The sequence below is a fragment of the Agrobacterium sp. CGMCC 11546 genome (assembly GCF_013365515.1).
Taxonomy (GTDB): Bacteria; Pseudomonadota; Alphaproteobacteria; order Rhizobiales; family Rhizobiaceae; genus Agrobacterium; species Agrobacterium fabrum.
Genome location: NZ_CP047389.1, coordinates 25363 through 40866 on the forward strand (window position 1 = coordinate 25363; position 15504 = coordinate 40866).

The window sequence follows — 15504 nt, forward strand, 5'->3', positions numbered from 1 at the left end:
TTCCTCCCTTGCCATTACGACAAGTTTCGCCTCGCCGCTGAGAATGGTCAACTCAAACCTTGCGAAACGCGCTTTATGGCCTGTGTCGCTTCCAATCGCGGCTGCGATACACGTCAGCACCTCGTCTAGAAGGCAAACCGTGTTGCAGGCCGGCCGCCTGGCGACATTTTTTTACTCGATACCAAAAGTGCTACGTCGCACCGAAGCGGCGAGGGCACTGTTCAGTGCACGCCACGAGCCAAGGGCAGATGTTAGTGTCAAATGGCTCGTGTGGAGGCGCGTTCAACAACTTCGTTTTTTAGAACCACCTTGCGGGCGGCCCAATCCTCGCCATTTAGTCGCTCAACTAGCAGTTTGGCTGCCGTCGCTCCCAGTTCGTAGACGGGTTGGCGCACGACGGTGACCGGGGGGGTGGTTACAGATGTCCAGTCAGCGTCGTGGAATGACACCAGAGATAGATCCCCCGGAATATTTAATCCCAACTCACGATGCGCCTTGAACACCTCAAGGCCGATTATACTGTCCGATGCAATGATCGCCGTCGGACGGTGTCCCGATTGGAGCATCTCGATAACGATCCGGTGTGTGCGTTCAGGTGTAACGGCCCCAACCTTTACCCAATCCTCCATACCGATAAGGCCAGCCTCACGGCAGACAGCAAGATATCCTTCGATGCGGCGCCGCACCGAACCGGTGCTAATGTCCTGCGGCGTACGGAAGCGATGATCCGGCGTGTCGCAGGCGGTGAGGTAAGCGATGCGGCGGTGGCCGAGCGCAATCAACCGGCTCGTGACATTCTCGGCGGTATAACGGTCGTCGGCTAGAACCGTGTCGACTTCAAGTGTGTCGCTTCCGCGGTCGAGCAAAGCAAGCGGCAGCCCCGAGCGGATAACCTCATGGAGGTGCTCAACGTCATTTTCCTTGGCAGGGGAAACAATCAGGCCATCGACGCGTTTGGCAAGCAATGTGCGGATCGCCGCCTTCTCCGCCGCCGCGTCCTCGCCCGAATTGATGAGAATGACGGTGAAGCCGGCCTGCCGGGCGATATCCGTGATGCCGCGTACCGCGAGGCTGAAGAAGGGGTTCTCAATATCCCCCACTACGACGCCGATCGTACCGGAGCGGCCGGTCGTCATGCTGCGGGCAAGTTCATTAGGACGATAATCAAGGGAACTTGCCGCAGCTGTGACAGCCTCGCGCACCCTGTCGCTGACAGTTCCGTAGCCGCCCAGCACGCGTGCAGCCGTTGCCTTTGAGACACCGGCCCTGCGTGCGACGTCAGCCACGGTGACGGAAGGAGATTTAGATAGGCTCTTGTCCATAAACGGTAGCCTTACAAGAGAACTTGACGGGTGGCAAATGCGAAGATAACAATTACCAATAATCAAAGAGACCGGTCTCATTCTCATTGAGACCGGTCTCAACAGCAAAAAAGACTCCGACATGCGAACTGCATGGGCCGGGCAGGTGACGTCATGTCGCCGTCCGGATGGGACCCGTGCGCCTTGAATACATCGCAGACAACGACACCAGAGGAGACGAAACCAATGCGATTTACCGAAGCCTTCACTTCCCCCTTTGCCAAAATCCGCGCCACTGCCATCGCGGTCACGCTTGGTGTCCTTGCAGGCGCAGCGACCCCGGCGCTTGCAGACAATCCGCTTGGCCTCATTGATCCCACCACCATCAGTGTCGGCACGATGGGTGACGCCAAGCCCTATGCCTTTACCACTGCCGACGGCAACTTTACCGGTTTCGACATCGAGCTTTTCCTCAACGTCGCAGGGCGTCTTGGCTTCAAGAAGGAGCAGGTGGTCTTCACCGGTCAGGAGTTCTCGGCGTTGATGCCCTCGGTCGCTAACGGCCGCTTCGATGTTGCGGCTGCCGCAATTGGCACGACGGCCAAGCGCAAGGAGACCGTTGATTTCTCCGATGGTTATCTTGCAGGTTTCCTCAGCGTGCTGACTTCAGAGGCTGGCATCACCGATGCGGCAGGCCTCAAGGGCAAGCGTCTCGGCGTCGTGCAGGGCACGCTGCAGGAAATCTATGCCGAGAAGAACTTTACCGGCACCGATCTCGTCAAATTCCCGGACAACAACTCAGCCGTTTCTGCGCTCAACAACGGCACGGTCGACGCCCATTTCCTCGATTTCGAGGCGGCAAAAGACTACTCCGTCCGCTATCCGGCGCTGAAGATTGCAGTCAACATTCCAAGCTTCGATGCGCCTGCCGGCTTCGTCATCCGCAAGGGGAACGATGCATTGCGCAACGCACTGGACAAGGGCCTGAAAGAGGCCATGCAGGACGGCACCTGGAAGAAGCTTCATGAAAAATGGTTCCCCGGCACACCGATGCCGGCGGCATATCTTCCCAAGCAGTGATGCCGCCTTCCGGTCCGGCCTCCACCGGTCGGGCCGGCCTTTCTTTCAAGGGATATACTGATGAACTGGCTTGAAAACCTGCGCCGCAGCTTCCTCGACTGGAATGCCATGGCCGAAGTGCTGCCGACCATGATCACGGTCGGACTGAAGAATACGCTGATTCTGGCTGCGACCTCGACGGTGCTTGGCGTCGCCATCGGCATGATGCTCGCCATCATGGGTATTTCCCGCTCGCCATGGCTGCGCATTCCCGCGCGCCTTTATACCGATATTTTCCGCGGCCTGCCGGCCATCGTCACAATCCTCCTGATCGGCCAGGGTTTTGCCCGCATCGGCCGCGAGCTCTTCGGTCCGTCGCCTTATCCGCTCGGCATTCTGGCGCTCAGCCTGATCGCTGGCGCCTATATCGGCGAGATTTTCCGCTCCGGTATTCAGAGCGTTGACCGCGGCCAGATGGAGGCCTGCCGGGCGCTCTCGATGAGCTACGGTCAGGGCATGCGCCTTATCGTCGTGCCGCAGGGTGTGCGCCGTGTGCTGCCGGCTCTCGTCAACCAGTTCATCGGCAACGTGAAGGATTCGAGCCTTGTCTATTTCCTCGGGCTTCTGGCCTCCGAGCGCGAGATTTTCCGCGTGGGGCAGGACCAGGCGGTGGTGACGGGCAATCTTTCGCCCTTGTTGCTGGCGGGCGTATTTTATCTCATCGTCACCGTACCGCTCACCCATGTCGTCAATGCGATCGACAATCGCTTGCGGATCGGCAAGCAGCGTCCATCCGTCATCACCAGTGGGCTGGAGGAAGTCAGTGAACTCGACGGTGCAGCCCGCGCGTCCGGTGTCGCCTTCAAGGGTGGCAGCCTCGATGTGCGCCGTCTCGGCATGGCGTATGGCGATCTCGATGTGCTGAAGGGTGTCGACCTTTCGGTAAAGCCGGGCAGCGTCACCTGCATCATCGGCCCGTCCGGTTCAGGCAAATCCACCCTGCTGCGCGGACTTAACCGTCTGGTCGAGCCGAAGAGCGGCGATATTCTCATCGATGGTGAAAGCATTCTGGCCATGAAACCGGAAACGCTGCGCCGCCGGGTCGGTATGGTCTTCCAGCATTTCAATCTCTTTCCCGATCACACGGCGCTGGAAAACGTCATGCTGTCGCTGAAGAAGATCAAGGGCCTGCCTGCAGCCGAGGCCGAGCGCATTGCCAAGGCAAGGCTTGCCGACGTTGGTCTTGCGAGCCGTCAGCATCACCGTCCGGGCGGTCTTTCCGGTGGGCAGCAACAGCGCGTCGCCATAGCCCGTGCGCTTGCCATGGAGCCGGAAGTTATCCTCTTCGATGAGGTGACGAGTGCGCTCGATCCGGAATTGGTCAAGGGCGTGCTCAACCTGATGGCCGAACTCGGCACGCGTGGCATGACCATGGTCGTCGTGACGCATGAAATGGGATTTGCCCGCCGGGTCGCCGATCAGGTCGTCTTCATGGATGAGGGGCGCGTGGTGGAAGCCGGCACGCCAGAGGCGATATTCGATAACCCGCAAAGCCCGCGCCTCCAGCGCTTCCTTGCGGAAGTGCTCTGAGCGTCGGGAGGAGAAAAAGATGACACGAACGATACGATGGGGCGTCCTCGGTTGCGCAGGAATCGCTGCCAAAGCGGTCATTCCCGCCATCCAGTCCAGCCGCCTGGGGCGCGTTGTGGCAATTGCCTCGCGTGATGCCGCCAAGGCAAAGGAGATGACGGCCCGCTTCGGCATCGCCAGGTCCTATGGGAGCTACGAGGATTTGCTTGCCGATCCGGAAATAGATGCAATCTACAACCCTTTGCCCAATCATCTGCATGTGCCCATGACGATCAAGGCCCTGGAGCAGGGCAAACCCGTGCTCTGCGAGAAACCGATCGCGCTTGATGCCGCACAGGCGAGGGAACTTGCGACCGCACAAAAGGCGGCGAGCCTGCCGGTCGCCGAAGCCTTCATGGTTCGCCACCATCCGCAATGGAAGAAAGCACATGCATTGATCACCGAGGAGCGCCTTGGTGAGGTCAGGGCCATCCAGACAATCTTTTCCTATTATCTCGACGACCCCGGGAATGTGCGCAACCAGGCTGATATTGGCGGCGGCGGTCTGTTCGATGTCGGTTGTTATGCCATCAACACGGCGCGTTTCCTGTTCGATGCGGAACCGCTGCGGGCAATCGCGCTCATGGAGCGTGATCCCGTTTTCGGCACGGACCGGCTGACGAGCGGGCTGCTAGCGTTTCCGGAGGGAAAGCAGCTTGCCTTCACCTGTTCCACGCAACTGTCCCTCACGCAGAAGGTGACGGTGCTGGGAACGCGTGGGCGTCTGGAAATTCCCATTCCTTTCAATGCACCCGCCGATGAGCCGACTGTCCTCATCTTCGACGATGGCCGTGATCTGGCCGGCGGTGGACGCGAGGAGATCATGATCGGGCCGGTCGACCAGTATCGCGAACAGGCCGATGCATTTGCCGAGGCTGTTCTCTCCGGAAAGCCACTCGAGACGGACCTTGGCGACGCGATCGCAAACACGAAGGCGATCGATGCCCTTTTCCGCTCCGCCGCCAGCGGCCGCTGGGAAGAGCCCTGACCGCTTCACCCCATCCGTATGACAATTGATTGAAAGCCAACCCCATGACCGACAACACCATCTCTTCGGCCGTCATCATCGGTGCCGGTATCTTCGGCGTTTCTACCGGCGTGCAGCTTGCGCGGCGCGGCATCCAGGTCACTATCCTCAATGACGGCCCGCCCGCCAACGGTGCCTCCGGCCGCTCGCTTTCCTGGTTAAACTCGGCGCGCATGCGCTCGGAACCCTATCATCAGTTGCGGATGGCTGGCATCGACCGGTATCGTACGCTCGCGGCGGAGAACCCCGACGTGGAATGGCTTCGCTTCGATGGTGGGCTGACCTGGGATTCGGATGACGAGCGCAACGAGATCGACGCAGCCTATCGCCACGAGGTTTCGCTTGCCTATGACGCGCAGCGGCTTTCCGCAGGCGACGTCGCCCGCGTCACACCGGGCATAGACGCAGGCGCAATCACCCCGCAGGGTGCCATCTTCAATCCCGGCGAAGGCTGGGTCGATCTGCCAACATTGATCAGGGTGCTTCTGGAAGAGTTTTTCGCGCTCGGGGGCGTTCTGGTGACGGACCAAGGTGCCGCGCGGGTCATGCTCGAGGGTGGTCGTGCTGTTGGTGCGGAAACCGCAGAAGGTTATCTCCATCGGGCCGATGCTGTTGTGCTCGCGACAGGCCCGGCCGTGCCGAAGATGGCTGGGGAAAGCGGACAAATCATCGGTGACGGGACACCGATCGCTCTTCTCGTGCAAACCAAACCGCTCGCCCATCCCCTGCGCGCTGTCCTCAACACACCGCGTGTCGCTGTTCGCCCCGCGCCAGGTGGCTCCTTCTCGCTGGATGCCGACTGGGCGGCCGACGAGGGTGTGACAGTGCGTGCGGACGGCACCTATGAGATCGATGACACGATTGTTGCCGAGCTTCTTGTGGAGGCTGCCAAGGTGATGGAAGGCAATCCGCAACTCGAAGTCGCTTCGATCGGTGTTGGTGGGAAGCCGATCCCGGGCGACGGAGAGCCGGTGATTGGAGCCATCAAGGCCATTCCCGGCTATTACGTGGCCTTCAGCCATAGCGGCGCAACGCTTGGCCTGATCGTGGGCGAATTGCTCGCTTTCGAGATTGTCACCGGGACCGAGCATCAGATGCTCGCAACCTTCCGACCGGAGCGTTTCTCAAGCTAAGACACTCATTCGAAGATCTCCGGAACACGAGCCTGCTGACCTAACGGCAGGCTTGTTTTACCGCACGCCGATGCTGAACCGTCGTTTCAGTTTCCCAGGCGGGCGCGATCACGGTACTCACCAGTTATCGTCCGGACGTGGATTGTTCTTGTCCCATTCACCAGCTCGGCGAGGTGAGTGGGAAGGGTCAATGAAGGGCAGGGCGGGTGGTGATAATTGGCATGCCCGGTTTCCTGACGTGATCAATCAAACCCCTCACCACCTTAACTACGGTTCCGACGTCGCAGGCCGCCGCCCTCATAACGATACCACCTCTCCCAGCCAACCATCATTTATCCCGTGGCTTTCACCTGGTGACCGCCAGCTCGCAACAGCGCCATAAGCACCGGACCAAGTGAAAACTCACCGCGCTTCGCCTTGCTTGTCAAATCCCTGAGATACCCGCCCGGCGAATTGATGTGGCCACCGCGCTCCAGAATGCAGGCGATGGTTACCGCAGCATTCTCTGGACCCATTATCTCACAGGCCTCCTGATATGCGGAGGGACTAACCCCAAGCATTGACCTGACAACCACGGCGGCGGTCATGAGCTCGCGCCAACTCCCGATTTGACCCTCAGGCCCATAGTTCGAAATCTCCGGGCAGGCTCGCAACACAAGGCCAATAGGAAAAGCCTTGATCGGCACATGTCCGGCCTGCTTGTTCTGGCTCGGCTTCGCTCCCTGCTCGTTTCCAGAGCTAGGTTCAAGTTCATTAAGGTGATTGGTATTTGAATTCTGTATGTGACGCTCAATTTGAGCATCATTGGTGGTCATTTCTGAAGAAAAATCATCGGAATTCAGGAGTTTGAGGATATCCTCTCGCAAGCTGGCCATCTTGGCACCCAGATCGCTGAGTTCATTCAAGGTTGGATTGCGCGGAATTTGTCCGACGAGCGCAAGATAGCGCTCTTCAAGCCCGCTCCAATCGCCTGAAGCTCCCTCTTCAACGCCAGCCGTGATCAGCTTTCGGATATCGCGCCGGCAGATCGTCAGGCTTTCCTTTGCTCTTCTGAAGGCAATTCGATCAGCGGCAACCTGCTGGGCCAGGCATGCGAGTTCCTCAGCCCGCATAAGGAGCGGGGATATGTCGAATCCAAAAGCGTGTTCGATTGATCCCTCGTCATCTTTTCGAGCGTAGCGCTTGCCGTTCGCACTATCCTTGCGGATGATTAAGCCGGCCTCAACGAGAAGGGCAAGATGCCGACGCAAAGTGGCACCTGCGATACCATGCGCGCGAATTGACAGCTGGATGTTCGACGGGAAGACGACGAGCTGGGCGTCCTGGCGCAGTTCGTTCTCGGGATAAAAGCTCAGGAGAGCGTCGAGCACCGCCAGGCTACGATCCTGCAGACCGAGCACTTCTCTTGCCTCTGATGCATCGCGAAAGACCCTCCATTTGTCTGCCGACTTGCCTTCCTCGATCTTGGTCGTGGCAATCTGCCGCTTCACAAGCGCAAGGGTCACAGGCCGCCGCCCAAAGGGCGTCGTCACTTGTCCACCTTCCATGTCCTCGCCTTTCAAAAAGGCAAAAGATTCACGCTCACCAAAACGATGCCAAAGACTCTTGACTAAGATTCATGGAAATGCGATTCTCAAGTTCTCACACAACGAGAAGGGCTTCCATGACGGCAACGTTTCGGGGGCCTTTTTCTTTTGCGCACTTTCCTTCCGTAAAATCACTTCGAAGCTTGCTACTCAGCTTCGGTTTAAGTCTTTGATCCCTTGCGGGCGAACCGCTCCACCAGCGTGGGTAGTTCGGCTTCGATAAAATCGAGGAATTCTGCTCCGGCCGGCGTCTCCACCGAAATGCGAATGTCCTTGGTCGTACGCAGGAAACTGCCAAGCTGTTCGCCCGCGGCGCCGGCAATCTTCTTCCCGCCGGCCTTCTGTGACGGTGCTGCGGGTTTCAGGGCATTGAGGGCTGCCAAAAACTTCTGATCCGACCCCAGCTGCTTTTCTGAAGCGAGCGACAGCGCCTTGCGCAATTCATCATGCAGATCAGCATGCTCAGAGAATGCCTTTGCGAATTCTGCCCATCTCGGACGGCCGACCTTGGTCGCCCGACCGATCGCCTCAATGATATCGAACGGAACGGAGCGATAAACCGCCCGCATTCGGGCAAGCTCTGGATCGTCGATCGACAACGCCGCCTTGATATCACGAGGCTTCACGTCGGCATCGTCCATGCGGCGGGCAAACAGGGCGCGCTCGATCCAGGTCAGATCCTGACGATCGGCATTTTCGATACCCTGCGCGATGACAAGCTCGACATCGGAAATCTCGACTTCGATCGCCTTCACCGGAATTCCGAGATCCTTGGCTGCCCGCAGTCGGCGATGGCCGTAGATTACCTGATAGCGTTCAGGTGAGGAAGGCGACTTGCGGACCTGAATAGGAACTTTCTGACCTTCGGACCGAATGGAGTTCCTGAAAGTCTCGAAATCCGATGCGTTGTCATCTGGAAGACGATCAGGAAAAGGAGAGGAATCGATCTTTGACGGATCGAGTTCCCGGATCGCACCGCCACCCGATTCGACAAGCGCCTTCAGGCGGTCGCGTTCGGATTTGATGTCGTCGATTGCGCGGTGCGCCGCACCGATGACGCCGGCGCCAACACGTGCAGGTGCTGCCGATTGTTGCGGGGTGGCAGAATTGTCCGTCAACAGCCGGTTTTCAAGCTCCGCCGACAGCAGTCCGAAATTTGCAACGATGGATTTACGCGATGACTTGCTGGTCATGTGCGTCCCCAACTGGTGTTGATGAGTTTCAATATCGCTTCGTTGACGGCATCCACCGCCTCACGGGCGCGCTTGTGCGTATCACGGCCGATCTGGCCCATCTCAAGTTCGTAAATGGATCGTTTGGCAAGTCCCGCTGCCTCGACCGCCGTGCTTTCAATCAGCGTGGGTAGAAGCACATCCGATCCGAACAGATGGCGCATCATCGCAACAACCTGCGACTGCGGTGCGTCGTTCGGATCGTGGCGGGTGACAAGATAGCGGATGAAATCCTGATCGAGTTGTGCTCCGCTCTCGTTCAGCACGCTGATCAAATCGCCCATCATCAACAGGAACTGGCTCATCGACGCCACATCAAGCATGGCCGGATGTACCGTGATAATCATGCTGGTCGCGGCATAAATTGCGCTGAGCGTCAGAAACCCGAGCGACGGAGGCGTATCGAGAATGACGATGTCATAGTCCTGCTCGACCTCGGAAAGGGCAAGTTTGAGACGCTCGAAGAAGATCGCGCCCGAGCCCGATTTCTGCGCCAGGACGCGCGGCGTTTCGTGCTCGTATTCCATGACTTCGAGGTTGCCCGGAATAAGGTCGATACCATCGAAATACGTTTTGCGAATAATATCGCGGATCGGGCGACGCTCGGCATCGTCATAACGAAGGGCCGCATAAATCGTCTCGTTGGCACCGACATCGAATTCGGGCTGCGCACCGAAGAGAGCGGAAAGCGATGCCTGCGGATCAAGGTCAAGTGCAAGGACGCGATAACCCTGTAAAGCGAGGTAATGTGCAAGATGAACGCAGGTCGTAGTCTTTGCACTACCGCCCTTGAAGTTGGCGATCGCGACAACCTGAAGATGCTCGCCCTCGCGTCTGCGCGGCAAAAATCTCAACGCCTCTGAAGGCTTCTGGCTGGCAAAGAATTCGCGCAACTCGTTTATCTGGGCAAGCGTATAGACGCGATGATTGTTTTCCAGGCGTCCAGGAACCGGCCCGCGCCCTTCACTCGACATGAGTTTCAGCGTGGAATCAGGTATCGATGTGAGCTTGGAGACTTCGTTGGTCAGGAAGGGCCGCAGGCTTTTCTCCGACTTCGGCGGGTACATGCGTGTGCGGAGTTCCTGCAATTGCTGCGACAAAAGGCTTGCATGGCGGGCGATCTTGCCACCTGCATCTTCCTTTTGACCGATCGTTGCTTCAATCTGCTTCGCTATCGCCATATCGCCCCCTTGGCGGGCAAGGTTCGGTTTGCCGCCCAAAGCCCGCCAAAGATACAACATGATTCTCGCTTTACGTCCAGACATTAAGGGTTAACGAATCCTTAATGAACCACTATCCGCGCTTGGCCTCGCCATAACTACGGTTAATATTTTCCTTGGCTTAGTGAACGTCGCCGCCCGTTTTGGAGGCGATCTTGGAGCGCCGCTAGGCTTTTGAAGGTGCCGGCACCGCAAAACCAGGATCTGTAGAGTTCACCGACGGGCACCCGATTCTCGAGTGTGCTGATTTTCCGTGCCAAAAATACGGGGAACTTAGTGCACATCATGGTTTTCGCTGCACGTCACAACGAGGGTGAGAAGAAATTGCTGGGAGAGCATCACAAACTTCAGGCTTGGCGGTAATCCTGTCGGCGTTTTCGAGCGTGCCGAGAACGTGGTGTGTGCTGGCCGAACTTTCCAAGGCGCAGACACGTTCTTTTGCCAGGCCCCATTCAAGAGGAACACTGACGATCTTTGCACCCAGATTCCAAGGCGTGGTGACTGGGGAAGTCCAACATTCCTGGCCAATGTACGCACCCATGAGCGCTGGCTTTGGAGGCCAACGCTGCGACCTCGATTGCCGGCCGCCCCGACAATGCGATTTTCGGGTTGTCATATTGGATAAGGCCAGTAGCACTATTTGGTGACGCCGGGGGCTTGCTCTTCCGCTTGTTGACAACTCCGACCGGCGCACAACGCCTTGATAGTGATCACGATGGGCCGGAGGGTATCAGGAAGAAAGCCGCGCGTTCCACGTCACTCCAATCTCCAGCGCTCCAACTCCGCCAACGTAAAGCGAGGTGTAATGTGCTGAGGACAGTTCCAGTCGTATGCCTCCACTGCAATCAGTACCAGTCTTTCCACCCGTGCAGGATAATCCGGCATCGTCAGGCGCGCTGCCAGCTCCGGGTCATCGTTTGCGTCAATGACGCGCACATGTCCGAAGATTTTCAGTCGGCGGCGGTGAGCATAATCCATGAGAAACAGAGAGACGCGGTCGTTGACGCTGACATTTCCCGTAGTGATGTATTGTCGGTTTCCACGAAAATCCGCAAAGCCCAATAGCGTGGGCCCAAGCGGGTGCAGAAAGCCGGCCGGGCCTCCGCGATATTGGACGTATGGCCAGCAGCTTTCAGAGACGCTGGCAAGATAAAAACCGTCGCGCTCCCGTATGAAAGCCGCTTCGGCCGGGCCGAGGTGCTGGCTCTGGGCAGTTTCATCTGCGCTACCGCGTGCGGCAACCCGTGCCCACTGATCGGCGCTGCCATAGTGCTGCTGCGCGACGGCGACAGACGGTGTCGTGGCAATATCCAGATATCTGCTCATGGTATACACCTCTTCCCGGCGGACGAATCCGTCCTCAATCCTGAAACGCCCAATCCGCGACTTCCCACCGCATCTCACCACGGTCTGAAACGACCCGGCCGAGCCCCGGAAACGGCATATGTGTAGCAGCAATGAGCGCACCTTCTGAGGACGCGCGTGGAAAAAAGCGGTCGCGCATTGCCTTGGCTGCTATCCTGTCCTGCTCGAACAGGAAGAATACATCCGTCGCTGCTGGATGTACCACCGGAAAAATCATGTCCGAAACCATGATCAGGCTTTTGCCGTCATCTTCTATTCGCACGCCGATGTGCCCGGGCGTGTGGCCCGTCAAATCGACGATCGAGACACCGGGGATGATATCACGCTCTCCATCAATGGCCTGTAGCCGCGGGTACAGGCGCACAACCTCTTCCGCCATACTAAAGCTGGTTTGCAGATACTCGGGTGCACCGCTGCGCTTTGCCGGGTCAGTCCAATGCTTGACGTCGCGACGATCGATATAAAGCTCCGCACCGGGGTAGTTGTTTTTGCCGCCGGCGATCAGGCCTCCCATATGGTCCTGGTGCATATGCGTTACGATCACCGCATCTATCTGGTCGCGCTGCAGACCAAGAGCGGCGAGTGCCTGGGGCAATTTGCCTGTCTGGCCGATTGAGCCCGCTGCACCAGCATCGATTAGAATACGGCGTTGGCCGTCATCGATGAGATACTGGTTAAAGAGAAAGCGTACCCCGCTTTTCCGGGCTGTGAACTCAACCGCGGCCGCCTTTTCGACTTCACCCGGCTCGCGCCCGGGGAAAAAGTTGTACGGCATGTCTGCATAGCCGTCCGCCAGTGCCGTCACAGTAAAGCGACCAATGCTGATCTGCGCCAGCGGCGTTACGGTGGCTAGAGTGACAGCACGATCCGGTGTTGCGGAAATGGCCTTTCCGACGCCGATTAGTCCTCCCGCAAGCAAACCAAGGGGAAGAGCGCTGGCAAAGGCGCGACGTGAGAGTGGGGGCATGAACTTTCTCCTGACCTTGGGAGGGCGGCTGGCGGCGTTCCCTCGACATCATGAAAGCTAGGATATCCAAAATGGATAGGGTATCGTGGGATTTCAGGAATGTTCCTCTCAAATTATGGAAGGATAAGATGGATCGATTTGATGCGATGTCGGTGCTGCTTGCCGTGGTCGATGCCGGCAGCCTATCGGCGGGAGCCCGGCGCTTGCATGCGCCGCTCGCCACGGTCAGTCGCAAGGTCGCCGACCTTGAAAAGCATCTCGGTGCCCGTCTGGTGCTTCGTACGCGCCGTGGCCTGACCTTGACGGATGAAGGACGAAACTATGTCGCTGCGTCAAGGCGTATCCTGGAAGCACTGGACGTAGCGGAAGAAGAGGTCAGCGGTGCCCATGGCGCGCTGCGTGGAGGGCTGCATATGACCGCACCGATTGCCTTCGGGGAACGCCATGTTCTGCCGATTGCCCTGGAATTCCTGAGGGAACATCAGGAAATCGACCTGCGGCTGACATTGGCTGATCGGCAGATAAGTCTGGCAGATGAGCACGTCGATGTCGCCCTGCGCATCGGCCATCTAGCCGATAGCGCGCTGATCGCCACACGCGTCGGCGCCGTACGCCGGGTGGTTTGCGCCAGCCCCGATTATCTCGCTTGCCGAGGCGTTCCGCTTCAACCCGACGATCTCGCTCGACACGACGGAATAAGTTTCCAAGGCTTTGCGACTGCACCAGAAGTGCGCTACCGCCGCGACGTGACTGCCTTCAACGTCGAACCAAGGGCAAGGTTCGCGGTCAACACGACGGAGGCGGCAATTCGGGCGGCAGTATCAGGTATCGGCATCATCCGCGTGCTCTCCTACCAGGTGGCCGATCAGATAAAGTCCGGCGCCTTGCAGGAGGTCCTCAGCGAATTCGCGCCTGAACCGCTGCCCGTTAATGTCGTCCATGGGCCAGTCGATCCTTTGCCAATGAAAGTGCGACGCTTCCTGAACTGGATCACGCCGCGTCTGCGCGCGCAAATCGCCTATTAGCGTGCCAACCCGGCCCCTCCGGCAAGCTTTGTCGGGCGCTCATCAAATTTGGTCGTCAGCGAGCGAGGCCGGTCAGGCTGACTGGAGGTTGCAGTTCCTCCGACCGTCAAGGAGCTCGCACATTTCAGCGCACTCGACGGCAGAGATATGGACGAGTGTATCCTTGTTGCCATTTTCAGGCTGAGAGAATCCGGCGGCCATGATGCACGCTTTTACAGGACCGGTTGCGCCGCAACGCTCATAGCCCTGTGGCGGCAACGGCGATCGACGCCGGTTCGCCTTTGAGACTAAGGACGTCCGAAAGCGAATAGGGGCTCAGGGCCCAACGGAAGATCGGCATCGGCCGGGCATATTACACCAGACAAGAACCGGTGCAGCACAGCATGCGATTGCCTCGATAGTGGGCCGGAGAGCGGTTTCATCCTCGAAGTGACATATTCAGCTTTGTGCAGCATCTGATTGAGAATGAGATTGATGGCGGGATTGAAGCCGATTGTGTGGACGCGGGAAGACATTGTGTCCTCCTTTCAAATTGCGGGCACGGACATTCAAGCCCACAACGGCAGCGCCCGTTTTTAATGCTACCGAAGGCGCCATAGTGGAGCTTGGCGCCTGCGCAACCTTTCAATTAAGGTCATTCGGCGGCGAGACATCACGCAGGCAATAGGCAGCCCGTATCATTTTGTCGGTGGTGTTCGCGCCGTCAGTTTATTGCCGTCAGGGTCGCGAAGATATGCGACAAATGCCCCGTTAGGACGCTCCAGAGGCAGACTCTCGACTGCCGTGCCGCCGTGCGAGACGCCAGCGGCATGCCACGCCAGGACATGGTCAGGACTTGCCGCCGCGATCCCGATCGTCCCACCGTTGGCTGCGGTCGCCGGCTTACCGTCGATCGGTTTCGTGATCATCAGCCGCCCCCCTTCGTGAACATAGATAAGTCGGCCTCTCGCATCGATTTCTCCGGGCTTACCGCCGAGCGCGACGAAGGTCGCATCGTAGAAATCTCTTGCACGCTCAAGATTGTTGCTGCCGATCATGACGTGGGTGAACATGCTTGATCTCCTCTGAGGTAATTGCCCGTATCCGTGACGTTTAGCGGTTGAAATTTCTTAAATATCTTGATGGTGAAGTACCGAGCGCTTTCTTGAACATGGTAATAAACGCAGACACCGATTCATATCCGAGGTCGCCTGAAACCTGCTGTACCGTTGCCCCCGATGCAAGGCTTCGGATTGCGATGATCAATTGCAACTGCTGACGCCAACGGCCGAAGGTCAGGCCGGTCTGGTGCTGAACGAGACGTGCGAGCGAATTCTCACTCATTGCTACCCGTCTTGCCCACTGCGCCATCGTGCTGCGATCGGAAGGATCGTCAGCCAACTCCGATGCGATGCGCGCGAGCCGGGGTTCATCCGTCAGTGGAAGATGAAGATGCTCCACCGGCATCCGCGACAAGGCCGATAGAAGGAGTGTTGTCATGAGTTCCGAGTCAGCGGTCGCAACTTCTGACTGATCGGCCAACTCGATGATAAGCTCCCTGACGAGCGGGGACAGGGAGAGCGTGCAGCACCGGTTCGGCAGATCGGCAGCCCCTGGCTCGATGAACAGAAAGAACAGTCGCGCATTGGCGGTGGCAACATTGCTGTGAAGCATGCCTCCCGGAACCCAGACACCGCAATGAGGTGGAACCATCCACATGCCGCTTGGAACCCTGCATGTCACGCCTCCCCGCAGGGGCATGACGAGTTGCCCCTTGCGATGTTGGTGTTCGGGAGCCTCGCGTTCATTCTGCGACACGTCGATCCTCACGGAGCGCACAGCCGCACTAGAGTTTTCGAGGTCATGGTCAGCGAGGGCTCCAGAAAGCGATATCCGCGCCTTGTTGGATTTAGTGATCATTTGAGAGGATATCTAAATTCATTCACGTCCTTTGTCGATAGGGTTTCCGGGTAACAGTTCG

General features: G+C 58.2%; 13 protein-coding genes. 5 read left to right on the top strand and 8 right to left on the bottom strand.

Features of this window, described 5'->3' with window-relative positions; genetic code table 11:
* Window positions 1-257 precede the first annotated feature (257 nt).
* On the bottom strand, window positions 258-1322 hold the full coding sequence (locus GSF67_RS23465) for a LacI family DNA-binding transcriptional regulator (RefSeq protein WP_006313537.1): 1065 nt from the start codon (window positions 1320-1322) through the stop codon (window positions 258-260).
* A gap of 225 nt (window positions 1323-1547) precedes the next feature.
* Between GSF67_RS23465 and GSF67_RS23470 the strand changes: the two genes are divergently transcribed.
* Genes GSF67_RS23470 through GSF67_RS23485 form a run of 4 tightly spaced genes read left to right on the top strand, consistent with a single transcriptional unit; the run spans window position 1548 to window position 6149 of the window.
* Window positions 1548-2381 carry an ABC transporter substrate-binding protein gene (locus GSF67_RS23470; protein ID WP_006313538.1) on the top strand — a complete coding sequence of 278 codons (834 nt, stop codon included), beginning with the start codon at window positions 1548-1550 and terminating at the stop codon, window positions 2379-2381.
* 60 nt (window positions 2382-2441) lie between these two features.
* Complete coding sequence (locus GSF67_RS26275; RefSeq protein ID WP_006313540.1) at window positions 2442-3950, top strand: amino acid ABC transporter permease/ATP-binding protein; 1509 nt, start codon at window positions 2442-2444, stop codon at window positions 3948-3950.
* A 19-nt stretch (window positions 3951-3969) separates the two neighbouring features.
* Window positions 3970-4977: a Gfo/Idh/MocA family protein gene (locus GSF67_RS23480; protein WP_006313542.1), complete on the top strand. Its 1008-nt coding sequence runs from the start codon at window positions 3970-3972 to the stop codon at window positions 4975-4977.
* A 44-nt stretch (window positions 4978-5021) separates the two neighbouring features.
* Entirely contained in the window at window positions 5022-6149 is a 1128-nt protein-coding gene (locus GSF67_RS23485) for an FAD-binding oxidoreductase (protein ID WP_006313544.1), read from the top strand.
* A gap of 332 nt (window positions 6150-6481) precedes the next feature.
* Here the strand turns inward: GSF67_RS23485 and repC are convergent, their stop codons facing one another.
* From repC to GSF67_RS23510, 5 genes are all read right to left on the bottom strand, one after another.
* Window positions 6482-7696 (bottom strand): plasmid replication protein RepC, encoded by a 1215-nt coding sequence (gene repC, locus GSF67_RS23490; protein ID WP_006313545.1) that lies wholly within the window; start codon window positions 7694-7696, stop codon window positions 6482-6484.
* A gap of 200 nt (window positions 7697-7896) precedes the next feature.
* Window positions 7897-8928 (bottom strand): plasmid partitioning protein RepB, encoded by a 1032-nt coding sequence (gene repB, locus GSF67_RS23495; protein ID WP_006313547.1) that lies wholly within the window; start codon window positions 8926-8928, stop codon window positions 7897-7899.
* A complete protein-coding gene (gene repA / locus GSF67_RS23500; protein WP_035215636.1) occupies window positions 8925-10208 on the bottom strand; it encodes a plasmid partitioning protein RepA in 1284 nt (427 codons plus the stop codon). Before repA ends, repB begins: the two co-directional genes overlap by 4 nt.
* 735 nt (window positions 10209-10943) lie before the next feature.
* On the bottom strand, window positions 10944-11513 hold the full coding sequence (locus GSF67_RS23505) for a pyridoxamine 5'-phosphate oxidase family protein (protein WP_006313549.1): 570 nt from the start codon (window positions 11511-11513) through the stop codon (window positions 10944-10946).
* A gap of 34 nt (window positions 11514-11547) precedes the next feature.
* On the bottom strand, window positions 11548-12519 hold the full coding sequence (locus tag GSF67_RS23510; protein WP_006313550.1) for an MBL fold metallo-hydrolase: 972 nt from the start codon (window positions 12517-12519) through the stop codon (window positions 11548-11550).
* 128 nt (window positions 12520-12647) lie between these two features.
* On the opposite strand from GSF67_RS23510, the gene GSF67_RS23515 reads away from it, so the two are divergent.
* Complete coding sequence (locus GSF67_RS23515) at window positions 12648-13544, top strand: LysR family transcriptional regulator (protein ID WP_006313551.1); 897 nt, start codon at window positions 12648-12650, stop codon at window positions 13542-13544.
* Between the two features lie 677 nt (window positions 13545-14221).
* On the opposite strand, the gene GSF67_RS23520 is transcribed toward GSF67_RS23515, so the two are convergent.
* Window positions 14222-14596 (bottom strand): VOC family protein, encoded by a 375-nt coding sequence (locus tag GSF67_RS23520; protein WP_006313553.1) that lies wholly within the window; start codon window positions 14594-14596, stop codon window positions 14222-14224.
* 40 nt (window positions 14597-14636) lie between these two features.
* A complete protein-coding gene (locus GSF67_RS23525; RefSeq protein ID WP_006313556.1) occupies window positions 14637-15443 on the bottom strand; it encodes a helix-turn-helix domain-containing protein in 807 nt (268 codons plus the stop codon).
* Window positions 15444-15504: the final 61 nt, after the last annotated feature.